The sequence below is a fragment of the Paenibacillus sp. P3E genome, assembly GCF_001909045.1.
In the GTDB taxonomy this organism is placed as follows: domain Bacteria; phylum Bacillota; class Bacilli; order Paenibacillales; family Paenibacillaceae; genus Paenibacillus_AQ; species Paenibacillus_AQ helianthi.
Genome location: NZ_LVWH01000002.1, coordinates 143,869 through 168,365, shown reverse-complemented (window position 1 = coordinate 168,365; position 24,497 = coordinate 143,869). Strand labels below are relative to the sequence as shown.

At 50.3% G+C, this 24,497-nt stretch carries 24 protein-coding genes; 9 read left to right on the top strand and 15 right to left on the bottom strand.

Going from position 1 to position 24,497, the window contains the following annotated elements:
• Positions 1-79 precede the first annotated feature (79 nt).
• A complete protein-coding gene (locus A3842_RS01775) occupies positions 80-952 on the bottom strand; it encodes a carbohydrate ABC transporter permease (RefSeq protein WP_074100224.1) in 873 nt (290 codons plus the stop codon).
• Between the two features lie 15 nt (positions 953-967).
• Positions 968-1,918 (bottom strand): ABC transporter permease, encoded by a 951-nt coding sequence (locus A3842_RS01770; protein ID WP_074082922.1) that lies wholly within the window; start codon positions 1,916-1,918, stop codon positions 968-970.
• A 143-nt stretch (positions 1,919-2,061) separates the two neighbouring features.
• On the opposite strand from A3842_RS01770, the gene A3842_RS01765 reads away from it, so the two are divergent.
• The 3 genes from A3842_RS01765 (at position 2,062) to A3842_RS01755 (ending at position 7,273) form a co-directional block, all read left to right on the top strand.
• A complete protein-coding gene (locus A3842_RS01765) occupies positions 2,062-3,843 on the top strand; it encodes a cache domain-containing sensor histidine kinase (RefSeq protein WP_074100223.1) in 1,782 nt (593 codons plus the stop codon).
• A gap of 35 nt (positions 3,844-3,878) precedes the next feature.
• Complete coding sequence (locus A3842_RS01760; protein ID WP_074082918.1) at positions 3,879-5,489, top strand: response regulator transcription factor; 1,611 nt, start codon at positions 3,879-3,881, stop codon at positions 5,487-5,489.
• A gap of 104 nt (positions 5,490-5,593) precedes the next feature.
• Positions 5,594-7,273 (top strand): type 2 periplasmic-binding domain-containing protein, encoded by a 1,680-nt coding sequence (locus A3842_RS01755; protein WP_074082916.1) that lies wholly within the window; start codon positions 5,594-5,596, stop codon positions 7,271-7,273.
• A gap of 104 nt (positions 7,274-7,377) precedes the next feature.
• Here the strand turns inward: A3842_RS01755 and aroB are convergent, their stop codons facing one another.
• The 6 genes from aroB to A3842_RS01730 form a co-directional block, all read right to left on the bottom strand.
• On the bottom strand, positions 7,378-8,520 hold the full coding sequence (gene aroB, locus A3842_RS01750; RefSeq protein WP_074100222.1) for a 3-dehydroquinate synthase: 1,143 nt from the start codon (positions 8,518-8,520) through the stop codon (positions 7,378-7,380).
• Positions 8,521-8,632: 112 nt separating this feature from the next.
• Positions 8,633-9,043 (bottom strand): YoqH family protein, encoded by a 411-nt coding sequence (locus A3842_RS01745; RefSeq protein ID WP_256701423.1) that lies wholly within the window; start codon positions 9,041-9,043, stop codon positions 8,633-8,635.
• 156 nt (positions 9,044-9,199) lie between these two features.
• Complete coding sequence (locus tag A3842_RS01740; protein ID WP_074100221.1) at positions 9,200-9,685, bottom strand: GNAT family N-acetyltransferase; 486 nt, start codon at positions 9,683-9,685, stop codon at positions 9,200-9,202.
• 21 nt (positions 9,686-9,706) lie between these two features.
• Complete coding sequence (locus tag A3842_RS01735; protein ID WP_074100220.1) at positions 9,707-10,555, bottom strand: GNAT family N-acetyltransferase; 849 nt, start codon at positions 10,553-10,555, stop codon at positions 9,707-9,709.
• Positions 10,556-10,557: 2 nt separating this feature from the next.
• Positions 10,558-10,704: a hypothetical protein gene (locus A3842_RS32300; protein WP_178382274.1), complete on the bottom strand. Its 147-nt coding sequence runs from the start codon at positions 10,702-10,704 to the stop codon at positions 10,558-10,560.
• Positions 10,701-11,219 (bottom strand): NUDIX domain-containing protein, encoded by a 519-nt coding sequence (locus A3842_RS01730; protein WP_074082908.1) that lies wholly within the window; start codon positions 11,217-11,219, stop codon positions 10,701-10,703. The genes A3842_RS32300 and A3842_RS01730 overlap by 4 nt, the downstream gene beginning before the upstream one ends.
• 145 nt (positions 11,220-11,364) lie before the next feature.
• On the opposite strand from A3842_RS01730, the gene thyX reads away from it, so the two are divergent.
• On the top strand, positions 11,365-12,072 hold the full coding sequence (gene thyX, locus A3842_RS01725) for an FAD-dependent thymidylate synthase (protein WP_074100219.1): 708 nt from the start codon (positions 11,365-11,367) through the stop codon (positions 12,070-12,072).
• Between the two features lie 15 nt (positions 12,073-12,087).
• Here the strand turns inward: thyX and A3842_RS01720 are convergent, their stop codons facing one another.
• Positions 12,088-12,483, bottom strand: a complete 396-nt coding sequence (locus A3842_RS01720) for a MerR family transcriptional regulator (RefSeq protein WP_074100218.1) — start codon at positions 12,481-12,483, stop codon at positions 12,088-12,090.
• A gap of 452 nt (positions 12,484-12,935) precedes the next feature.
• Here A3842_RS01720 and A3842_RS01715 point away from each other — a divergent pair, with 452 nt between their 5' ends.
• The 5 genes from A3842_RS01715 to A3842_RS01695 all read left to right on the top strand — a co-directional run bounded on the left by A3842_RS01715 (position 12,936) and on the right by A3842_RS01695 (position 17,309).
• On the top strand, positions 12,936-13,622 hold the full coding sequence (locus tag A3842_RS01715) for a response regulator transcription factor (protein WP_074083318.1): 687 nt from the start codon (positions 12,936-12,938) through the stop codon (positions 13,620-13,622).
• Positions 13,612-14,874 (top strand): sensor histidine kinase, encoded by a 1,263-nt coding sequence (locus tag A3842_RS01710; RefSeq protein ID WP_074100217.1) that lies wholly within the window; start codon positions 13,612-13,614, stop codon positions 14,872-14,874. Before A3842_RS01715 ends, A3842_RS01710 begins: the two co-directional genes overlap by 11 nt.
• Before the next feature lie 194 nt (positions 14,875-15,068).
• On the top strand, positions 15,069-15,614 hold the full coding sequence (locus tag A3842_RS01705; protein ID WP_074100216.1) for an FMN-binding protein: 546 nt from the start codon (positions 15,069-15,071) through the stop codon (positions 15,612-15,614).
• Positions 15,615-15,625: 11 nt separating this feature from the next.
• Positions 15,626-16,522, top strand: a complete 897-nt coding sequence (locus A3842_RS01700) for an FAD:protein FMN transferase (protein WP_074100215.1) — start codon at positions 15,626-15,628, stop codon at positions 16,520-16,522.
• Positions 16,512-17,309, top strand: a complete 798-nt coding sequence (locus A3842_RS01695) for an RnfABCDGE type electron transport complex subunit D (protein ID WP_074100214.1) — start codon at positions 16,512-16,514, stop codon at positions 17,307-17,309. The genes A3842_RS01700 and A3842_RS01695 overlap by 11 nt, the downstream gene beginning before the upstream one ends.
• Before the next feature lie 4 nt (positions 17,310-17,313).
• Here the strand turns inward: A3842_RS01695 and A3842_RS01690 are convergent, their stop codons facing one another.
• The 6 genes from A3842_RS01690 to uvrA form a co-directional block, all read right to left on the bottom strand.
• On the bottom strand, positions 17,314-17,481 hold the full coding sequence (locus tag A3842_RS01690) for a MerR family DNA-binding transcriptional regulator (protein WP_083609432.1): 168 nt from the start codon (positions 17,479-17,481) through the stop codon (positions 17,314-17,316).
• 257 nt (positions 17,482-17,738) lie between these two features.
• Entirely contained in the window at positions 17,739-18,698 is a 960-nt protein-coding gene (locus A3842_RS01685; RefSeq protein ID WP_074100213.1) for an acyltransferase domain-containing protein, read from the bottom strand.
• Positions 18,699-18,715: 17 nt separating this feature from the next.
• Entirely contained in the window at positions 18,716-19,480 is a 765-nt protein-coding gene (locus tag A3842_RS01680; RefSeq protein ID WP_218618642.1) for a 4'-phosphopantetheinyl transferase family protein, read from the bottom strand.
• Between the two features lie 5 nt (positions 19,481-19,485).
• Positions 19,486-19,854 carry a hypothetical protein gene (locus tag A3842_RS01675; RefSeq protein ID WP_074082894.1) on the bottom strand — a complete coding sequence of 123 codons (369 nt, stop codon included), beginning with the start codon at positions 19,852-19,854 and terminating at the stop codon, positions 19,486-19,488.
• A 28-nt stretch (positions 19,855-19,882) separates the two neighbouring features.
• Entirely contained in the window at positions 19,883-20,560 is a 678-nt protein-coding gene (locus A3842_RS01670; RefSeq protein WP_074100212.1) for an MBL fold metallo-hydrolase, read from the bottom strand.
• Positions 20,561-20,642: 82 nt separating this feature from the next.
• The gene (gene uvrA, locus A3842_RS01665) at positions 20,643-24,491 is read right to left on the bottom strand and encodes an excinuclease ABC subunit UvrA (RefSeq protein ID WP_083609430.1); all 3,849 of its coding nucleotides are present in this window, start codon (positions 24,489-24,491) and stop codon (positions 20,643-20,645) included.
• Between the last annotated feature and the right edge of the window lie 6 nt (positions 24,492-24,497).

Genomic DNA, 24,497 nt, shown 5'->3' with positions numbered 1-24,497 from the left:
AGCCGGTGCCCCCTATAAAGGTGAGCACCGGCTTCTTTGTGATGGACGTTCTGTTTGGCATGCTGCCGCCTGGCATCCGCTATTCTTTTACAGCACCGACAACAATCCCGGTTACAAAGTACCGCTGTAAAAAAGGATAAACCATTAAAATCGGCAAGGCGCTTATAAAAATCTGTGACGCCCGGAGGGTACGCTGCGACTGATTGGCGACGACGTTCGGATCAATCTGCGACATATCTGCCTGCACAATAATTGTCTGCATAAAGGTCGCCAGCGGGAGCTTAGAGGCATCCTTGATATAGATAATCCCGTCGAAGTACGAATTCCAATGTCCGACCATAATGAACAAGGATACCGTGGCAAGAACCGGCAGGGACACCGGCAGATATACGCTATAAAAGGTGCGGAACTGCCCTGCCCCGTCAATAAAGGAGGCTTCTTCCAGATCTTTGGGTACCGTACGGAAGAAATTCAGCAGCAGGATAATGTTGAACACAGCCACCAGTCCCGGAAGGATCAGTGCCATCAGGGAATCCATCAGCCCAAGCTTCAGAATCAGAATGTAGCCGGGAATCAGACCGCCGCTGAACAGCATGGTGACGACAAAATACCAGAGATAAATATTGCGGGCCCGGAATACACGGGTTTCCTTGGAGAGCGCGTATGCAGCAATGGTATTCACAACCAGGGCAAGCGCCGTTCCCAGCACGGTCCGTTCTACAGACACCCACAGGGCGGAGAGAAAGTTGCTGTTGTTAAATGTTTTTGTGTAGGCTTCTAGGGTAAATCCGATCGGCCAAAAGGTCACCATCCCGGCATTGGCCGGAGCTGTCGAACTGAGTGATACCATCAGCAAGTGATATAGCGGAAGCAGGCACAGCACGGAAATAACCGTCAGGAAGACATTATTGAATACGCTGAATATGCGGTAAGACACCGTTTTGTGATACATAGGATGTCATCCTTTCTAAAAGATTCTGTAGCCGGCAAACCGGTATGCCAGACGATAGGAGATCACGATCAAGATTAGGCTTATCGCCGACTTGAACAGATTCACCGCAGTGGCAAAGCTGAACTGTCCGCTGAGCAGGCCCTCTCTGTAGACAAAGGTGTCAATAATATCCCCTTGCTGATAGATCAAAGGACTATAGAGGTTAAACACCTGGTCGAAGTTCGCATTCAGCACGTTGCCCAGCGCCAGGGTTGCCACCACGATGGCAATCGGAATCAACGCCGGAATGGTAATATAAATCGTCTGTTTCCAGCGCCCTGCCCCATCCACTTCCGCCGCTTCATACAGGGAGGGATTAATGCCGGACAGTGCGGCCAGGAAGATAATCATGTTGAACCCGAATTCCTTCCAGACATCACTGAAAATGATCGTGAACCGGAACCAGTTGCCGTCACCCAGGAAGAAAATCGGCTTCACGCCGAAAACACTGGAGATGAACTGGTTGATAAGGCCCGTCTGGGCAAGCATATCAATCAGAATTCCCGACAGGGTAACCCAGGATAAAAAGTGCGGCAAATAGACAAGCGTCTGAATGGTTCGTTTGAGCGCCATCTTTCTGACCTCATTCAGCAGTAAGGCGAAGAAGAACGGGATAATCAGGTTCATCACCATTTTGGAGCAGGCGAAGAACAGGGTGTTCCATGTAATCTGCAGGAAGTAATCGTTCTGCCACATGTATTCGAAATGTTTGAGTCCCACCCAAGGAGAATCAGCGAATCCGAGCGCCGGCTTATAATCCTGAAAGGCCATTAGAATTCCGCCCATGGGAACATAAGAAAAAATAAACACCATAACGGCCGCCGGCAGCACCATAAAGTGGAGCACCCACGGCTGCTTATACCCTTTTTTCCTCGATAAGCGCGGCGTTTTTCCAGGATTCACCTGCTGTATAGTGTTAGCTTCCATCGCTCTCTCCCGCTTTCAAAAAATTATTTTGTGTGTTGTATGAATCTCTGATATAAATAGTAGCAAGCATTTCTAAGGTTTGACTATATTACTTTGTTAGGCTCGCATAGGGATTTATTAGGGCATCGTCTGGGGGGACAAAGATGGGTCTAAGTAAAGCTATTAACTTCGCTAAGGAAAAATCCTGGAGCAGATTTAGTTTGTTCGCCAAAATGAACAGTCTGATCATTGTGCTGTTTGTGCCGATCATCATCGTGTATACGTATTCCAATAACGTCACTTACGATGTAGTCAGTAAAGAGCTCCAGGAATCCAATACCAAACAGCTCACTTTTTTATCCAGTCAAATCGATTCACGGATCAACCAGATGATGGATTTCAGCCTGGTATTCTCGAAAGATCCGAATGTCAGGAAATTCAATGGCCTGAATATGTGGGAAGACCGTTACGACCATATGCAGACCCGTTATGTCATTCAGGAGAAGATGATGCTCCAGTCCGGGTTAACGGATATCTGGCCTTCCCGATACGCTGTATATTCCCAGCAGAACAAGGATGTCATTTCCAATTACGATAAGCCCACAGGTTATGATGAACACTACTTGAAGCAAAATATGAGCGGCAAATGGACATACAGCGACGGCCAATCCGGCTATCCGGGGAAAACCAAGGCTTTTTACTGGTTCTATAGCGATTCTATTGCTCCGCAGGGTACGTTTACGGGAAGTGATCTGGTCGTTGAAGCCAGCTTCAGCTATGAGAATATCCAGAACATGCTGGATACGTATAAGGCAGGGGGGCAAGGTGACCCGTTCTTCTATCACAAAGGCGATAAGCCGATCCTGAACCGCAGTGCGGACCAGCGCCTAACCGGTGATTTGATTACTTATCTGAATGAGCATTCACCGGACAACAGCACGCAGCATGTAGTGAAACTGGAGAATAAAAATTATCTGGTCAGCTCGGTGAAGTCCACTAATCTGGATTGGTATCTGGTTGACGTTGTACCGCTTGACCGTATTCTCGGGCCTATATCCGGCAGCCGTAATCTATTCTATGTATCCATGCTTCTGCTCTTTGTTGTTGGAATCTCGGCTTCCATTCTGCTGTACCGGAACGTTCAACAGCCTATCAAGAAGCTCATCAAAGGGCTTAGACGTGTGCAGCGGGGCGACTACACTGTACGCCTCCACTCCGAGGATCAAAACGAATTTTCGTTTCTCTTCCACCGGTTCAATGATATGTCTCATCAGATTCAGGATCTGATTGAAAATGTCTTCAACGAAAAAATCCGTGCCCGTGAGGCTACCCTGAAGCAGCTTCAAGCTCAGATTAATCCGCATTTCCTCTACAATTGCCTAGGATATATTATCAATATGGCCCAAATGAAGGATGAAGAAGCCGTTGTATCGATGGCTTATAACTTAAGCGCTTACTATCGCTATACTACCCGGATGGAGCGGGATACAGCCACCTTGGACGACGAAGTCAAACTGCTGATTAATTATTTGGATATTCAAAAGCTGCGCAATGGCCGAATTGATTATCATATTGATATCCCCAAAGAGATGCTGAAACAGTCTATTCCGCGTCTCCTGCTGCAGCCCATTGTGGAGAACTCCGTTATCCACGGGGTCGGAAAATCGTACAGCTCCGGTGAAATCAGAATCACCGGTGAGACTACCGAAGGCTTCTGCCGGGTGTATATTGACGACGATGGGCCGGGCCTGAGCCAGGACCAGCAGGAAGCACTTAACCGGAAGATGCGGGAGCCGCTGCGCGAGGAAATGGGCTGCGGCCTTTGGAATACGAATCAGCGGCTTATTCACCAGTTCGGTAATCAATCCTTTCTGTATTTCAGGGAATCACCGCTAGGCGGTTTCCGGACAGAGATCATCTGGGAGATTCCAGCTCAGGAAGAGTAATCACCTGTACACTAACCAACAAGGAGACACACAGCATGCAAATGATCATCGTTGACGACGAAGCCCACTGGGTAGATAACCTGTCCATGACCAAACCCTGGCACACACTGGGAATCGAACAAGTACACAAGGCATATTCCGCTACCGAGGCGCTTCAGATCATCGAAACGCACCCTATAGATATTGTGATCTCAGATATTCAGATGCCTGAAATGACGGGACTTGAACTGATAGAACGGATCCGGAGACGGGACAAGAAAATCAAATGCATCATCTTAACCGGGCATTCGGACTTCGAATTCGCCAAAACTGCCATTCAGCACAGTGCAGTGGATTATCTGCTTAAGCCTCCGACAGACCCTGAATTACTGGGTGCCGTCCAAACGGCAATTGATCAATTGAATGCGGAGTGGGAGCTGGTCAGCTCCCTGGAGCGGACCCAATATACGCTGAGAGAGAACCTGCCGCTGCTGCGCGGCCAGTTGCTTCTGAGTGCTCTGCAGGGGCAGCGGCTGCCAGCCGACGAATGGGAACGCAAGCTGAGGAGCTACGGTCTCCCCTTCAGCCAGGGGGACTGCGCCTTGATGCTTGTCAGGCTGGAGGAAGAATTCGGACAGTATAAGAATAACGGACAGCCGCTCATTGAATATGCAGTCATTAATATGGCGGAAGAGATTATTGGTGAGTTCATGGAGGTCTGGGGCGTCAAGGAAGAGCATGGATATCTGGTCTTTCTGCTTCAGCTGAAGAAACGGGCAGCAGATCTGGGGACAGAAGGCCTTCTGGAGCAGCTGTCTGTACAGCTCCAGTACAAGGTAAAACAATTCCTGAAAGGGTCGCTGTCTATAGTGATCACAGAATGGTTCAAGTTCCCTGAACAGTTGTATGACCGGTTCCGCCAGGCCTCGGCCTACTTCCGTCAGATTGTCGGGGATGAGCGGGAATTCGTTATGCGGGTCAGTGAACCCGGCGAACAAGCAGAGCAAGGACCGCTGGATGCCCTCTACACGCCTCCTTCCCTGATTCATCTGCTGGAATCCGGGCATTGGGAAGCCGCCGAGGCCAAGCTGATGGATGTATGTGCAGAACTGGATGAGAAATGGCCTGAATCCTGGGAGCACTGCATGGAGGCCGGATTCCTAATCTCGGCGGCCTTCTCCAACCTGGCACACCGGAATGGACATACACTCGGGAAGCTGCTGGGGACAGATATTGAAGAGCTGCAGAGCGGGGAAGCCTTTTCTTCCATCAACAAGCTCAGAGTATGGTCCTTGAGCGTGCTTGGCAAGCTGAAAGAGGGAACCTCAAGCGAAATCAAAGACATCCGTTCCCTCTACGTGAAGAAGATCCAGGAGTTTACGGATAAGAATCTGCATCTGGATGTTTCGTTGCGGGTCCTGGCAGACCATGTCAATCTGCATCCCACTCATTTATCCAAAATTTACAAGATCGAAACAGGTGAAGGCATCAGCGAATATATCTCACGCCTGCGTATGGACCGGGCCTGTCATATGCTGAAGACTACCGGTAAAAAGGTGTATGAAATCAGCACGGACATAGGCTACATGGACCCCGCCTACTTCATCAAAGTATTCAAACGCCAGTTTGGAGTGACACCGCAGGAATACAGGGACGGGAAAAAATAGCATGATAGAGTCCTATCAAAACTAAGAAACTCATATAGATGCCCTCCCCTCAAAGTTGGTACAGTACACATGTAAGCATCATACACAGTAGGGGGACATGATGAATGAATACATTCCAAAAATTAGGCTCGTTGCTCGCTGTCACAGCTCTCGTCACACTTACAGCCTGTAACGGAACATCCAATGAGAAGGCACCCAAAGACAATGCCGCTTCCAATAGTGCAACTACCTCTGAAGCCGACGCTGCCTTCGCCAAAGGCAAATACGATCCGCCGATTGAGATCAGTTCAGTACTTATGCCGAAGAAGTACGCCCATGGCGACACGAAGGAAAACAATGTACATGACCGCTGGATGCTGGAGACTCTGGGAATCAAGCATAAAGATACCTGGTATCCCGCGAATGACGACCAATACCGGCAAAAGCTTCAGCTAGCGATCTCCTCGGGCGAGAAGCTTCCGGATTTCGTATCCGTACCTACCAATCCGGTGCTGACTAATCAATTGATTGATTCCGGCCAGTTCATTGCGATTGATGATCTGTTTGACAAATACGCCAACAAGACACTGAAAGACCATGCTGCTGCACACCCTGAGCTCTGGTATCCTTTCATGAGAGACGGCAAGAAATACAATATGCCGATCATGGAATATACTGACAATGACGATACCCTGCTCTGGCTCCGTGAGGACTGGATGGAGAAGCTGAATCTTAAGGCACCCAAGACTATTGCCGACTTAGACAATATCATGGACAAATTCAAGAACCAGAACCCTGACGGTCTGGCTCCCGATAAAGTGTATCCACTGGCCATTTCGCTGAAAAATAACACAAACACCTGGATGGGCTCGCTCGACTGGCTATTCGGAGCTTACGGAACCATCGAGGAGCAATGGAACATGGATGCGAATGGCAATCTGGAGTATGGTTCTGTGAACCCGGGTGCCAAGCAAGCCCTTGCAAAGCTGAAGGAATGGATGGATAAAGGCTATATCCATGCCGACTCCGCTCTGTGGGATGAAGCGAAATCCGCTGAGAGCTGGACCAAAGGCACGGCAGGCATTCTGCCGGGAGCCCAATGGGTCCCAGACTGGCCCGCTCCCGATCTGCTCAAGAATGTACCGGGATCTAAGTACAAAGCCTACCCTATCCCTGCAGGACCTGATGGCAAGATCGGCACCAAATGGCAGAATTCCGGTGTAAATGCCAGTATCATGATCAATAAAGATGCCAAGCATCCGGAAGCTATCTTCCTGTACTATAACTATTTGCTCGATAACGTGGCGAATCCGGCCGCAGGCAGCCCATATGAATACGGCTTTGCCAAAGGCTACGATTGGGATATCATTGATGGCCAGCCTACCAGCGATAAAGACAAGATTAAGGACTTCAACAATGAGTTCCCGTTCCTGACCGGTCCGGCCCGTATTCCTGATCTGTACATGAAAACACTCGTTAAGCTGGCAGACGGCGAAAAACCGGTAACCCCTTATGAGAAACAAATGGCTGAGTTCCGCAAGCCGGAAAACTGGGCAGCCGCCAAGATCGTAATGTCACAGAAAGATATCCGCAAGCAAAACTATTTCACAGGTGCAGCTACACCGACCATGGTCTCCAAGTGGAATCTGCTACGCCAGTCCGAGATGGAAACCTTCAACAAAATCATCTACGGCAAATTGCCGGTTGATGCATTTGACGAATTCGTTACCAACTGGAAAGCTAACGGCGGCGACCAAATCACGAAGGAAGTCAACGATTGGTACAAATCGGTATCTGCCAAATAATTAGAAGTCGGGAATAATTGGAGTAGAGCAGTATATACTAAAAACGGGCAGGACCCGGTAGCCATGAATGCTGCCGGGTCCTGCCTTTGCTTTGGGCTCATTTCCTACAATTGACGCATCTCTTCCAACACTTCCATAACCTCCGCTTCCTCAACCGGAACCGAATACGAGCCGTCTGCAAAACGCTTCATCGCCCCGATACCGTCCTGGAACACAAACCGGATGCGGCCGCTGCGCACTTTTTTATCCGTATACATCTTGTCCATCAGTTGTCTGTTCGAGACCTGATCTGGAATGTCCGTCGGTAATCCGGCCTTCTTAAGCAGTGCAATGACGCGCTCTGCCTGTTCTTCGGTCATGTACCCGCGCTTCACTCCCAGCTTCGCCTGGATCACCAGTCCCACCGCAACGGCCTCTCCATGCAGCAGCGTATAACCGCTTACTGCTTCGAGCGCCCGGCCGGCCGTATGGCCCAGATTCAGAATCTGCCGCAGATTGCTCTCATGCTCGTCCTGCTCCACTACTTCGTATTTGATCCGGCAGTTGGCCAGCGCAATCCGCTCACAAACTCCGGCATCAAGCACCAGCTGCCCGCGATCCGATATGACCTTGCCCAGATTCTCCTCCAGATCGCTGAAAAAACCGGCATCCCCCAGGCAGGCATGCTTGATGGTTTCGGCCAAGCCGCTTCTGAATTCACGGGCCGGAAGGGTGCGCCAAGCGGCTAAATCTATGTATACCTTGCGCGGTTGGTGAAACACACCGATCAGATTCGTGGCCACCGGCGTATTCACACCCGTTTTGCCGCCGACCGACGCATCCGCTGCAGCCAGCAGGGTGGTTGCATAATTCAGGCTCGGTACTCCCCGACCAAAGGTCCCGGCCAGAAATCCGGCCAGATCGGTCACAGCTCCGCCGCCCACGGCGATGATGCAGGAGTCCCGCCCATAAGCGCGTTGCAGCAGCTGATCCTCCAGCAGGGCCTTGGTTTCCCGGGTTTTCGAGGTCTCCCCCGCCGGAAAAGAAAACAAGTCCGCCTCCAAACCGTTTAGACGCAGCCGTTCAAGCAAAGGCCGCCCATAGAGCGGTTCCACCGTGGAATCCGTAATAATCGCATATTTGCTTACATTCGGCACTAGCCCCTGCTGTAAATCCTCAATCAGCGAATCAAACAGCCGCTCACCAATCTCAATCGCATAGGAGTGATCGACTACCTTTTTTAGTACAACCTGAAAGCTTCGGGACATGGCACAACCTCTTTTCCCCAGACTTGGACATGATGTAGAGTACATTCGCCCGAAGTGGAAAATTCTCCTGCTTCTCCCTGCATGCTTTACTTATCGAGTAGCAATATTAGCATCAATTACACTTGCTCATAACACTCTCCAGAACGATGGGACCCAGGGTATTCGTTGTAGAGTTGGATAGACGGACCTGTACGGAAGCACGCTCCAGCGGACCTGTGATATCATCAATCCGGCCAGCCCAGGTTGGATTCTCCGTTCCTGCAGGAGCCGGATGCAAAGGGAATCGCCAGCTGATCTCACCCGCCACTTGAGCAAATCCCTCATACCTGTCGTAATTTCCTAAGGAGGCTGGCTCCGGTAAGTATTGGGCGTGAATGCTCAAGCTTGTCCGCTCACCTCCGACATCCCTAAGTACACGATAAACCAGAGCTACACCTTTGGCGTTGACCGGCATATTTTCTTTGGCACTCAGTATGAGACTGCAAGGATACTTACTCTCTGGGGGTGCGGCTTGCACAGCCACTGGAAATATAGCAGCCAGCAGCAGGACACAAATCCATAACAGTGGTTTTTTGATGGTACTCCCTCCTTTTTTGAAAGGATATTCTTCCCCATGCCATCCACAAATATGCCGCTTATGCCATACATTAAGGCCTTCTAGCATAAGATTTCCTTACCTCTAACAGCCTTTATTGCTTAGAACAACAGACGTTTCGATCTGCCGCTCCGGGATATTCCAGTATTGGTTCAGCAGATTTCTTTTCTCGTCTGGCTGCACAAGATTGAAACCATTCTTAGTGTAAAAGGAAATTGCCCAATCTGCCGCTTCCCACGTACCGATCAGGATGGGCTTATCTGTACGTTCTATGATATGCGTTAGCAGTCTTGTCCCGATGCCGCCTTGGCGCTGGGCTGTTCGAACATAGGCATGTCTGATCAAGGCTACTTCGCCTTTGTCCTGAATTCCCATCACACCGCACAGTTCCCCCTTGTCTTCAAATCCCCAAAAAACGACTCCATCCTTCATTTCGTGATCGAGTTCAGCTCTGCTCATATAAGGTTCATGATACCGGTCCTCCGGAATAACCCCCTGGTATGCCTTAGCGGCATCGTTGATAATCCGGTACATGCTCTCCTCGTCTTTCTTCTCACACAATCGAATCATCCGGCATCTCTCCTTCCTCATTTAGCAATCTGGACGGGGATAGGTATGCTCAGCAAAATAGCAGCATTCCACGAAATGATTTCTTTCATAGAACCGTTTAGCCCCCTGGTTGCTTGCTGCCACCCGCAAATAGATCGGTCTCCCTGGCAGCAAACTGCTCATACGGTTAACACAGCTCTGCAGGAGGATTCGCCCAAATCCCCGGTTCTGAAATTCCGGAGCAACAACGACATCACGGATATATTGACCTTCCGAAATATACGCCCCAACCAATTGACTCTGCAGCCAAAAGGATCGGACTCCCCCGGCCGACTCATACCGGGTAAGTGCTCTCAGAAAGTGCTCAGGGTCCTTTTGGTACCGGTCTGTTTCCCATCCATTGTCTTGAAGTAATTGATGATAGGCCCCGTCAAATAAAACAATAAACGGCTCCAGCATATCCGGTGTGAACCCCTGCTCCCACAATACAGAAGTTTCATCCAATGAGCCTGGAGAGGATAAGTCATACTTGAACTGATACCCCTCCATATCCGAGGTAAAACCAAGCGATCTTATACATTCAATAATTTTTTTATTTCCACCGTATACATTACAGCACAATTCTCTGCACTCTTCTGCTATGTACGGCTTAATACTGTCTTCTATCATTTTCAACAATGAGCCGATCCCGTCCGTTCGAATAAAAGCAGCATAAGCAATGACGCAATCGTCATCCTCTGCCAAACAGAACACACCCTGATTATCCCCGGACTCTTCATGGTACACAACCGTTACCTTCTGTTTGGCAAAAGCCTCTCTGACATAATCCTCTGCTCCCGTTGAAATTAGCGAAACGAGCTGCAATATTGGTTTGCTATTCTCTTGCTCCATCTCTACTTCTCCTTCATTTCCGGGTTGGCGGTAATGAGATGAAACAGCCTGTCGCTCCGGCTCCCGATTTGTTCAGTTAGATGAAGGATCGTCTCATTAAGCGTCAGCTTGGAGAATGGCACACCCAAAATACTCACCGTTCCGTTCATAGACTCCCCCTGCTTTCCCAATCTTCCAGCACCGCCCAGCTCATTGCAGCTTGTCCCTGTAAGCCGTGCATAGTGCCGATATACGTTGTATGATTATGTATTCCCGTTTCAAGGTAGTGCCGTACGACCTCTTTGGTAGAGGCTGTAACCCGCTGGTTCAATACGTTACCGCAATCCACCCACATCAGCCGCCCCTCATCACTCTCCATCAATCTGCTGCCAGACTGTACCTCTCCTGTAAAAATGTACTGTATGCGAATTTCGCTCTCATCCTTGATTCTATGCACAATGTACCTGAGTTCCAGACCGGCAAGCGCGTGTTCCGCCAGACCTGTCTCTTCCTCAATCTCTCTGAGGCAAGCCCGCTTCGGTTCGCTGATCTCCTCCCCCTCCATATGCCCCCCGATGGGAACGAGCTGTCCGGGAAGAAAAGCGCTGGTGGATTTCTTTTGCAGAAATAACATCTCTCTGCGCTCATTCAATAAGAAGGCTACGGCCATTTGTCTAAGCTGCATCCAAGTTCACCTCTATAGTAAGGATATCTATAAGGGAAATTATACCATGCGTGTTGGGAATAGATAAGTGTAGGACTTCCATTTGCAGGAAAGAACCCTCCCATTCCAGAATAAGAATTAGAGAGCTTACTATTATTAGGGGGTAATGATTTTGCATATTAACGTACTGGACAAGGGCTATGTCCGATTGGTTAACCATATGGGCAGCGATCTGACCGTTGTGAATGCGGCGCGCGTATCCTATGCCAAACAATCTGAAGCACTGACGGAAAAAGATATCCGGCTGATTCAGTTTCTCGCACGGGAAGGCCATACTTCGCCTTTCAGACATGCCGTAATCCAGCTGGAAATATATGCTCCGCTCATGGTCGCCAGGCAGTGGTGGAAATACGTTGTAGGTTCAGCCCATTATGAGGGCACCGGAGATAGCCTGGAGGCGTGGAATGAATCGAGCCGCAGATATATTACAGAAGAACCCGCTTTTTATATTCCATCTGCCGGACAGTGGAGAAGTGCACCGGAGAACTCCAAACAAGGCAGCGGTGACCTGATAGCCTGGGAGCTAGGTGAGAAATATACACAAGAGCTTATGGAATACGTCCAGTTGGGCATACAGAAATACGAAGCTGCTCTAACTGACGGCATATGCGCTGAGCAGGCCAGACTGTTCCTTGCGGCTTACGGCCTGTACGTGCGTTGGTATTGGACAGCTTCCCTGCAGTCCGTTGCCCATTTTTTGAACCAGCGGCTGGAGCATGATGCCCAAAAGGAGATCCAAGACTACGCGAAGGCCATCCTGGATATCGTAAAATCATTGTTCCCCGTTGCGGTGGAAGAGCTGCTGTCCAAATAACAGACTTGTTGCTTATTACTCCTTGTCCGCCGGATGGAAGGATTTCAGATAATCGTGAACCTCTTCATTTGGCGTCTGAAGCAGTCCGGCAAGCAACTTCTGAATGGAACGCATCGCTGCAATCCGTTCGTCGATTTCCATGATTTTGCCCCGGACCCGCTCTCTAAGGGCCTCAGCATCCATGTCCTGGCCGAGCATATGCAGCACTTCCTGAATTTCTTTAAGCGAATATCCCAGGGACTTGGCATCCCGAATGAACTTAATCTTTACCAGATAATCCTCGGAGTAGATCCGGTAGCCATTTGCTAACCGCCCGGGGACGGGCAGAATGCCGCTGTCCTCATAGTAGCGGATAGTTGCCATGCTTAAGCCGGTCCGCTGAGCCAGTTCGCCTCGTGTCATTCCTTCCATGCCTGTTCTCTCCTCTGTTTTTTGCATACCTGAAGTAGTGAGTGGCTTAGGTGGTCCACCTTCAGTAGAAACAAGGTCTATAGTGGAAAAAGTAGACTTAATCCAAGCAATTTTCTGCTAGATCGATCATTAATGGGAAAAAGTAGAGTTAATCCGTCCATATTGTCCAATATGCGGTAAAAGAGCCCGAAATAAGTATATTAATTCCAACTAACCTTCTTTAAGGAGCGGATTTTTGCGATTAGGTTTCCTTTTTCCACCTACTTACGCTGCACTTAAAAATTGAATAACGCGATCCCATGAATTCCCTGTTATTCAGAGAATCATCGATTCACGGGGATAGATTCTTAAGTTATCTTACTCCAAGGTCAAGCTGCTATTGGCTCTTCTTAATAAACAATTAATCTGCAACTGATACTATGGAAACCAGAATGAAGTCAGAGGTGATTCCGATGAAAATACTAATTGTTGAAGACGAACTTCCATTGCTAGAAGCGATCATTGAAATCTATGAAAATGAATCCTTCGAAGCAACAGGGGCGTCGAACGGAGATGAGGGCTGCTACTTGGCGGAGAACGGGAGCTACGATCTTATTGTACTTGATATCATGCTGCCGGGAATGAACGGTCTTCAAATCGTCAAACGTCTGCGGGAGAAGCAAGTGGCGACACCCATCATTATGCTCACGGCAAAGGACAGTGTCGAGGACTCTGTGAAGGGACTGGATGCCGGTGCGGATGATTATGTGACTAAACCCTTTGCCGCGACCCTGCTGCTCGCCAGAACAAGAGCCGTGTTACGACGCCGGGGAACCGTTAATCTGGAGGGCAATATGACATGCGGAGAGATTCAATTGGTCTCCTCTTTGAGAGACGCCTTTGCCCGCGAGGAAGCCTTGAAGCTTACACCTAAAGAGTATGAGCTGTTGGAATTTTTGCTGTGCAATAAAGATCAAATTTTATCGCGAGAGCAAATTTTCGAACGGATATGGGGTTTCGATTCGGAATCGGCCTCCTCTGCCGTGGATGTCTATGTCCATCATTTGCGCAAGAAGCTGGCTCCCTATGGAGGCGACCTCTATCTGAAGACGATCCGCGGAGTGGGGTATCTGCTGAAGGGAGAAGATCATGTTCAGTAAAACCCGCCGCCAGTTGGTGCTGCTGAATTCGGCAATCCTTGTATTGATTTTACTTGTTTCGGGCTTGGCCCTGTATACTCAGCTCCGCTACCGGTTATTTCACGAAGCAGATGAAGCTATTCTGAATACAGCCAAAACTATGAAAAACGCATCCATCGACCAAATGCTTCAAGAAGATCATCCCGAACCGGATGCCGACCGGAGAACCTCCTATTTCTTCTGGGACGGGCAAGGAAAGTTGATTATACAATATCCGAAGCATGACTTCACAAGTGAAGAGGCCCAGAGATTTAAGGATGCTGTCGCTGGGGGGGCATTACAGACTGTGAAAACTGGTGACGGCCGGGATTATCTGACTTTGGGTTTTGCTAATGCCTCTAGAGAAACGGCTGGCTCTTTCGCAGCCTCTCATGTCGCTTATGTGGTTGTGGTCAGGAATCTGGAAGAGGAGAACAAAATGCTGGACTCCCTCCGCATGGACCTTGTCATAGGCTGCGCTGCGGGTGTACTCTTTTCGGTACTCATCGGCTTCTTCCTGGCGGGACATGCCCTTGTGCCGATTCGCCGGTCGTGGAACAAGCAGCAGCAGTTTGTTGCAGACGCCTCCCATGAACTGCGCACACCAACTGCCGTGATTCTGACCCGCACCGAGCTGTTGTTCCGTCATCCGCAGCACACCATTGAAGAGGAGAGCCAGAACATTGCGCTGATCCTAAAAGAAAGCAAACGTATGGGCCGGCTGATTGACGATCTGCTGACCCTGGCAAGAACAGACTCCAACCAGCTACAGATTCACACCGCCCCGGTTCCGCTGCATCTTCTCCTCCAAGAGATCACCGAGCAGTTTGAGCTTTTGGCTGAAATGAGGTCCATTCAGATCCATTCCCAGTTCCAGCCCGCCGAAATTGAGGGTGACGACAACCGCCTGCGGCAGTTGTTTATTATTTTGTTGGATAATGCGCTGAAGTTCACACCGCCGAACGGCTTCATCAAGCTGACCTGCCACAATTCCCCTCACTCTGTCCGAGTCCTTGTGAAAGACAGCGGCTGCGGAATCAGCCCGGACGATCTTCCACATGTGTTCGAACGCTTCTATCGCGGGGATAAAAGCCGGTCCCGCACCGAAGGCGGAACAGGTCTTGGCCTGTCTATCGCCGAATGGATCGTGCTTGCCCATAAAGGGACGATTCATGTCACCTCCCAGGAGGGGAGCGGAACGGAGTTCCAGCTCATTTTCCCCAAGAAGCTGTAGCCTGCTCTCCGGCTGTGTCATTTCAAGTAGAAACGGTTGCGCCGTCCTCAAAAGGACGGTATCTGTTTCAGCGAGAAATATAAGGATAAAGTATCGGGTGAAACTTATACTTTCTTATATTTTAAGAAAATTTCAATAATCCCTTCTTATACTTAAAACATTCACACAAGCATTCTATTGGAGGGATAATCAATATGGCAAAGATGAACAACAAGTGGGTCATCCTGTGTTCCGCAGCCATTGGAGCGATCTACACTGCAGGCTATTTCACAACTGACACACTGGCGGCTATTCAGCAGCCCGTACCATACAGCCAGGTAAGCGGTTCATCCGGCAATCAGGGCAGCAAGCTGGATAGCCAACCGGCGGGCAGTCAGGTCAGCGTTAATGTTAGCCCACCGACCAGCAAGCCGGCCAGCACAAAGGTTAAGTCCAAGGCTACAACCCCCCCCCCCGCGCCTACGGTCAAAAGCAAATATATAAACGGAACCTTCTACGGCGCAGGAAACAACCGGCGGGGGTCCGTTCAGGTCGCGGTGAGCATTAAGAATGATAAAATTACGGGCGTAGAAATCAGTGATTACAGAATGCGTTACTCCCAAGACTATATAGCCGGACTACCCCAAGAGATTATACAGAATCAGAGCGCTAAGGTGCACAATGTATCAGGCGCAACCTATAGCACCAGGGCGTTCAGGGACGCTATCCAAAATGCGCTTGACCAAGCGTTGAACGCTTAACGGAGGGTAACATGAAGAGAACAAAATTGTTTATGGATACCACCGTCGAGATCCAGGTTATTACCGGTAGAGCACAGGATATAGCCGCCGCCGCGGCCCTGAATCGAGCCTTCGAAGCCTTTCGCAAGGTTGAGCAGGCCTGCAGCCGGTTTAGCCCGGATAGTGAGCTGATGCAGGCTACGCGGCAGATTCAGACCCCTGTGCCGGTTAGCCCGTTTTTATTTGAGCCGCTGAAGTTTGCCCTGGAGATGGCTGAATGGACGGATGGCCTATTCGATCCCACCGTGGGGCAGGCGTTGGAGGACCTTGGTTTTAATGAGCATTACTTGACTCAGCAAGCGATTCACAACTTCACCTCTGCTTCCGCCTCCTACCGGGATATTGTCCTGGACGAGGAGAAGCATACGCTATATTTACAGAAGCCGCTGGTCATTGATTTAGGAGCGGTTGCCAAAGGTTTTGCCATTGATTTAGCCGCACATGAGCTGCAAGCTTTTGATGGTTTTGTCGTCAATGCCGGGGGCGACTTGTATGCCGGAGGCCTCGCTGAAACCGGGAGCAAGTGGAAGATCGGCATTCAGCATCCTGTGCATCAGGAACAAATCATCCACACGGTTGAACTTTCAAATGAAGCTATCTGCACTTCCGGAAGCTATGAACGCAGAAGCTCTATCCACCCGGAAACTCATCATATTATCGACCCGGGCAGCAAGCAATCCCCGCATGAAATGGTTAGCTGCAGTGTAATTGCCCCTTATGCCATGATGGCAGACGCCTTCTCGACAGCGAGCTTCTTGTCAGGGGTGAAGCATGGGACAGCGTTCATTGAGCAGGTGAATCTCAAGGCACTCTTTATTACTTCCGATTTAACAACAGTTACGCTTGGAGGGATAGACATTGAAAGTTAAACAATGGATCAAAACACCAAAAGGCTATGTCATCCTATGCATGCTTGCCTATGTCCTGCTGGCTTCAGCCGGAACAATGGATATTAAAGGCGTAGTTAACGCAGGCATTGCCGTCAGTGTATCCGTCGCCGCTGACATGCTAGGCACTTCTCTGGTCAAAAAGAAACGGACTCCACCCTATAGCGCCGTCATCACAGGACTTATCATCGCTCTGATCCTAAGCACAAGTGCTTCATGGATCGTTGTCGCCGCAACTGCCTTGCTCGCCATTGTACCGAAATATGTGTTTGTGAATAAGAAAAAAGCCATTTTCAATCCGGCGGCTCTCGGCCTGCTGTTATCCAGCCTGCTCTTTCAAACCGGACAGAGCTGGTGGGGGGCCTTCGGCGACCTTCCGGCCTGGAGCCTGATTTTTCCTGTAATAGGCGGTTATCTGGTGACTAAGCGTGTGAATAAATTCCCTTTGGTCTTTTCCTTTCTCGGCACATATTTCGTCCTGCTGCTGATCATGGGAATATTCCAGTTCGGTGACGCCACAGATGCCCTGAGGATTCCTTATATCAATGCCAGTCTGTTCTTTGCCTTGTTTATGCTTACGGACCCGCCTACCTCACCGGCCAAGTATAAAGATCAAATCATTTTCGGTATCCTGTGCGCTGTTGCGGGGGCTATGGTGTATGCATACTTCGGCGGTTTGATCTACTTATTTGTGGGATTGCTTGCCGGGAACCTGTATCACTACGCAAGAACAAGACCTTCTTATCGTACACAGCTGCTGACGAGATAACCGTCTACTCCTTATCCGCCGGAATCTTTACCAGATAATCCTCGGAGTAGATCCGGTAGCCATTTGCTAACCGCCCGGGGACGGGCAGAATGCCGCTGTCCTCATAGTAGCGGATAGTCGCCATGCTCAAGCCGGTCCGCTGAGCCAGTTCGCCGCGTGCCATTCCTTCCATGCCTGTTCTCCCTCTGTTTTTTGCATACCTGAAGTAGTGAGTGGCTTAGGTGGTCCACCTTCAGTAGAAACAAGGTCTATAGTGGAAAAAGTAGACTTAATCCAAGCAATCTCCTGCTAGATCGATCATTAGTTGTTATACATGCTTTAGTACCCTTGGTTAAGTAGGCATTTATTCATTCAACAAAGCTGTGCATCCGCCAGTTATATCCTCAGTATGCCGGCGTGCTGAACCGTTGATTCCAAGCAGAAGCGGCATCAGCCTGAATGCCATCGGTCCAAGACTGCTTCAAGATGATGTAGATCCTGTTGAAACGGTGTCAGTACGGCAGCATGTCTGGATGGCGAACCGGCGGGCAAATTACTTTTCACAAAATGATTCAAGGTACCGGTCGGCCCCAAATCCAGATACAAGCAAGGGCCAGCTGACTCAAGTGAACGCAGGGCGGCGGGAAACCGGATCGGCTGGCGGGCAGCGTCCCAGAAATAACCGGAAGCTAGCTGATGGATTACCTCCCCGTGGACACACGAAGCCATAGGAAACTGCAATTGGCGGCAGGCGACATGCTGCAGCATCTCCGCATATTGTTCTCGCGCAGGTTCAAGACAGGAGGAATGGAAGGCACGCGTAACCGGAAGGGCTTGGAACAGGATGCCTTCCGCTTTCAAATACTTCATAATGCTCTCCAGATTCCGCTGGTAGCCTGCAACTACAAAGTGCGAATCGTAATTCACAGATGCCAGCTCACTGAAGCAATAGAGCATAGGTTCCTCTTCATAGAGCCGGGGATCATGCAGAATAGCGATCATCCCTCCCGGCTCGCAACTGGATTCTACCAGCCGTGCCTGCCCGTTGACAAGCCGAAGCAGATCTTCGGCGGCCATTGCTCCGGCCACAGCGGCAGCGACCGTCTCTCCCAGGCTGGTTCCGAGAACGAAGTCAGGCCGCAGCCCTTGGGCAATCAGCACCTGTGCCAAGGCAAACTGCACCATGTACAGCGCAGGGTGGGCATGCTGCAGACGATCAAACGTGCTGCCTTTTGTTTTGGCGTCATCGTAAATAATCTCTATTAAGGACACCCCCAGCATTTCACAGGCGACCCTGTCGAATGTCTGCATCCACTCGCGAAAAACAGGCTGCTTATTGTACAGCTCTCTTCCCATATGATAATACTGGGAGCCTTGGCCTGAGAACATAAATACAACGGATTTGGTCATAGGTTAAGGATATCCTTTCATAGCTTCGCTAGAAATGCTTGGCACTCCTGTCCGAATGCTTCCGGCAGCCTGGCAAGCTTGGGTATGGTTAGCGATACCGCATAGCGATGTCCCAGAACCGAGAGGGTTACATATTGGGTAAAATAAGTATGGGTGCTTACCATATAGGTCGGCCTAAGCTCAATTTGATTGATTTCATAGATGGAGAAGGGCATGGTCAGCCCGGTTTTTACTGCTTTTGATAAAGATTCTTTGGCGGTCCATAACATCATCAGGCCCTTTTCGTAAGAGATTGGCAGCTTACTGACGGTTACTTTTTCGCGTTCGGTCATCTGCGTCTCAACAGCTGCAACATTAACTTCGTCAAGCGCTTCCACATCAATCCCCATCTGAAGTTCCGCCGGAAAAGCAACCGCCGCCGACACATCCCCGCTGTGGCTGATGCTGACCGGATGACGGTGTCCATCGCCGGAGACCAACAGAGGTTGCTGAAAGATTCCGTTCTTCACCTGCAGTTGCCGCAAATCCTGCTCTCCGATGAGCTGAGACGCCGCTGTCTTTGCCGCATACCTCCCCAACAGATAGCTTCGGATTCTCGCCTCGTATTGCAGGCCGTTCAAATAGTCAACCTCCTGCGGATGCAGGTGCGATAGGATTGCCCGATAATATTGTGGACCAGGCATATAACACATGCTCCAGCCCCATGGATAACGCCCGCGTTCGGCGGTCAGTTCATATAACGCTTTAGCCACAAGCGGCGTCCGGTTCGGTAATTGCTCCATGGTGCTCATGTAAAATATTTATTGTAGAATGCGTAAAGAATTTTATCGGAAAAGCTTAACCCTGCAACACGCAGCTCCGGACTGAAGGATGACAATTGCCCTGCAACCTGTTGGATAAAGCCATCATCATACAGATCATCGATGGATGCCGTTCTGAACAGCGGTTCAAGTGTTCGGCACATCTGTGCCGTCTGGCTGCAGGTGCAGGAATGGAAATGAACCTGCTGAAGTATATTAAGTGCACATTGCACATAACCGCGCATGTCTTTGCCGCACAAGGGACAGGTGATCCTGATTGCCAAATCACACTGTCTGAATTGCCCGTCGTTTGCAGAATGATTCGATATTAGATGGATCGAATTGCGTTCCGTCACGTTCTCATCTCCCTTAACAATGTGTGGTCTATTTGAAATTGAGCAATGAGCTCTGATTGCCTCTCATTCGGAATCGCACAAAATCCTCTCTTTCTGTAAACTGAAAATAAATATTCTGATTCAGCAGTGTCCGCATCGTCTGTCCGGGAGCCATGCCGAAAGAGTGGCCGGGAAACACGATTGTCTCGGGCGGAATTGCCCTTCTGAGCTTTTGAATGCTCTCGAACATCTGGTCAGCGGAGCCTCCCTGGCCAAAGCATGAGCCGCAGCCTTCACTGAAAAGCGTGTCACCGCTAAACAGATAGTCCGCCACTCGATAACACATGCCGCCGGATGTATGACCGGGTGTGAGCAGACATTGGATTGAGGTATTGCCCAGAGTAAGCTCCTCCAGGTTATGCACTCCGTGAATATTTCTGCATTGGTAATGGTAGTCATTGATTTCTCTCTGTGACATATAGACTTCCGGATTGTACAAATCGATTAACGGCTCTACCAGATTGGTGTGGTCGAAATGAGAATGGGTCAACAAAACAGCCCGCAGTTGTACTTGCAGCTCCTCCAGTTTGCGGAGTATCTTCTCCAGCTCCCAGGACGGGTCTACTATGAACGCCGTCTTGGACTGCACCTCCTCGACAAGATAGCAATAGTTGATAAAATCCGCATAGCGGGTTCTGATTACATGTACGATGCAGCTCCGGTTCATAGAAATCCCCCCCAAACAAAGATGCCGTCACACAACACATACATGTTGTTGACGACATCTTCTCCTTCTCGTTGCAATTCTTCTACTTCTTCAGCTTGGCTTGCAACGCCTGACCTGTATAGCTGTCCTGCTCCAGCATCAACTCAGCCGGCGGACATTGGGCGATGATCCGGCCACCGCCCTTACCGCCTTCCGGTCCCAGGTCCACGATCCAATCCGCTGTCTTGATTACATCCAGATCATGCTCGATGACGATGACCGTATGTCCTTCATCTGCAAGCTTGTGCAGAATATTGAGCAAATGCTGGATATCATTGAAGTGCAGCCCAGTGGTCGGCTCATCCAGAATATAGATCATCTTCCCCTTCTTGACTTGACTAAGCTCCTTGGCCAGCTTGACTCTTTGCGCTTCGCCTCCGCTAAGCGTGGTTGCGCTTTGCCCTAGTTTAATATAGTCCAGCCCGACATCCTGGAATGTACCGAGAATCCGCTTGATCTCTTTATGCTTGCTGAAAAATTGTGCGGCTTCCTTGACATCCATCTCCAGTACTTCTGCTATGCTTTTTCCATCATAGGTCACTTTGAGAATATCCGGCTTAAAGCGCTTGCCCTTGCATTCGCTGCACGTAATCCACATATCGGCCAAAAAGTGCATCTCAATTTTGACCTGTCCTTGACCGTGGCATACCTCGCACTGCCCGGCCGACGAGTTGAAGCTGAAGCTGTCGTAGGAGAACCCCATCTCGCCCGCCTGTTCAGTCTGGGCGAACAGCTTCCTGATCTTGTTGAACAGGTCCGTATAGGTCGCAGGGTTAGAACGTGGCGTGCGGCCAATCGGATCTTGGGAGACATTGATAACTTTATCCAGCTGATCCAGGCCCGATATTTTCCGGTATGGTCCCGGCTGGGTATCGCTCCCGTTCAATATTTTCTCCAGCAGCGGTTCCAGGGTTTCGCCAATCAGACTGCTTTTGCCGCTGCCGCTGACACCGGTCACGCAAGTAAAGGAGCCCAGCGGGATTCTTGCGGTTACATCTCTCAGATTGTTATGGGATGCTCCTTCAAGGACAAGCCAATCCTGAATCGGCTTGTGCTTTCTGGACGTTGCCGGGGCTTGAACCGACTTGCTTCCATTCAAGTATTGCCCGGTAATGGACCTTGGGTTGGCCATAACCTCAACCGGTGAGCCGACGGCCATCACTTCTCCGCCCAGCACCCCTGCCTTCGGCCCGATGTCCACCAAATAATCGGCCTCCCGCATAATTTCTTCCTCATGCTCAACGACAAGCACGGTATTGCCTTGATCCCGCAGCTTCAGCAGCGTATGCAGCAGCTTGCGAATGTCCCGTGGATGAAGCCCAATGGAAGGCTCATCCAGTACGTAGAGCACGCCAACCATGCCGCTGCTCAGATGGCTGGCCAAGCGCACACGCTGCCCTTCTCCCCCGGATAAGGTTGGTGCCGTCCGATTCAGTGTAAGATAGTGCAGCCCGACGTTCATCATGAAGGAGAGCCGGTTGTAGATTTCTATAATCAGCTCTTCTCCGATGTCCAGCATGTCTGCATCGAGAGATTCATATACGCCCTTGATCCATTCCAGCATCTCTGCAATGGAGGATGAGCTGACCTCCGAGATATTCTTGCCTCTGAGCCGGACCGCCCTTGCTTCCTTGCATAGCCGGGTTCCTCCGCAGCCTGGACATTCCGCAGACTCCATATAGGTGCCGTATTTCTTCTTGGAGGCTTCCGATTCCGTTTCGTAATACAGACGGGACAGCTCCGGCACAAGCCCTTTGATCGGCTTCGCGGTTTCCTTGTTGCCCAGCGTAGACTGGAACTTGACCTTCTCCTGGCCTGACCCGTAGAAAATAATCCGATGAAACCATTCAGGGAGATCCTTCCATGGACTCTCAATATCCAATCCATAGTGGGCATAGACGACATCCAGCGGGCCTGTTGGCCAGGTTGTCTTCTTGCCTTCCCTCAGGTTGCCAAACCATTTCAGGGCACCGTCAAGAATGGACAAGTTAGGATCATCCACCAGAAGCTCCGGGGAGATGTCCTGCTTCGTTCCAAGGCCGTTGCATTCCGGGCACATGCCGAGCGGTGTATTGAAGCTGAAATGCTGGGAGCTGAGCTCCGGGAAGCTAGAGTGACAACAAGGACAGATCATCTTCGTTGTGAACAGGTAGGCGGCATCCTGTGATTCAGCGGAGATGGTATACTTGGCCGCTTTGAGAAGCTCTTGGATGGAGCCGGTCAGTCGCTGGATGAACGTTTCCCGTTCCACGGCTGAAGCAGCCGACTTATCGGGAACAGTAAAACGTTCGCCGATTAGCTCAACATTCCAGCTCTTGACCGCTTGGGATACATCCAGCTCACCCGCAGACTGCCGTCTTCCGTTGACCCGAAGCTCTGTTACGCCTCTCTTCTGCAAATCCTGAACGGTATAACTTATATCCCCGGTATACTGAACCAGAACAGGTGCAAACAGCTGGAATGTATCCCGTGCGGACAAAGAGCCGTACAAGGCTGCGGCAATATCCGCAGGTCCTTGCGGGTGTATTGCCGTGCCGCATTTCAGACATTCCCGGAATCCGATCCGCGAATACAACAACCGCAGGTAACTGGAAATCTCCGTAACGGTCCCAACGGTGGAGCGGGGGTTATTGCTTAATGTTTTTTGTTCAATGGCAATGGCGGGACTGAGCCCGTGGATGGAATCTACCTTGGGCCGTTCCACTTTATCCATATATTTGCGAACATAGGGCGACATGCCAACCATAAACCTGCGCTGCGCCTCGGCATAAATCGTATCAAACACCAGGGAGGATTTTCCGCTGCCGCTTAGCCCGGTGAAGACAACCATCCGGTTTTTAGGTATTTTCAGATGAACATCTTTCAAATTATGATGTTTGGCGCCCTCGATCACCAGCTGATCTATAACGACTTCTTCTCCCGTATCCCATTTGGACGAGTCAAAGCTGCGGAAGCTGTCCGGGGGGCTGCCGACTACGATGCGGGACGTATCTTGAGCCTTCCCGCGCAAGTCTTCTGTTGTGCTTTGCTGCTGATCCAGCTTAGTCCGAACAGGAGACGAGAGGAAGACATCTGTTTCGAAGAGGGCTCTCATAGCCTCAAAGCCGTCATTTCCAACTGACAAAATATCCGCTATCTTCTGCAGATGGTCGAGATCATCTTTTTTCATATCTTTTCTGGCACGGAATCCCCACCAGTTATCCCAAGGCGATACTTCATATTTATTAAGGGATACAAAGTTGCGAATCAGGTTGCCCCGGATAAAGCCCAGCCCTGTGTCCTGCTTATACCCGAAAAGACGGTCATCGAGCAGGTTTTTGCGGCACTTCGTCCAGACCTCCTCGGAACGGTAAAACTTCTCCTGCGGAATGCCATCCGGCCCGAAGAACAGTCCCAAGGAGCTGCGAAGCGTCTCATCCAGAGAAGCATCCGCCAACACCCAGCGCTCCTCCTCTTCTTTCCAATACTCACAGAGCCAGTGGGCAGGATAGAAGTCGGTGCGGTAAGCGGAGAAGCCGCACAGCACACGCGCTGGTATCCCTTGATGGCGCAACATGGAGCACAACATAACGTTGATATCCCGTGAAGTCAGCAGCAGCCGGTCTTTGGGTTCCCTGCGCACGTTCAGCGGTTCGGGCTGAAGCTCATAGAGCTTGCCCAGCAGCCTGGCGGCATAACGCAGCTCCACCTCTTCCTTCCGGTTATTCGTCAGCTTCACTCCATAAAGATCTGCATGCTGAAAATCAATTGCCAGGCCTTGAATCAGCAAGCACAGATCATTGGGCTGGGCGGGTAGGTCATTATAGAGAGCGGACCATTCGCCAGGGTCAGTTATCCCTCCGTGCTGTCGGTAGTACTCTTTGAGCTTCGTATCTGTATGCAAGTATCTCATATTCCC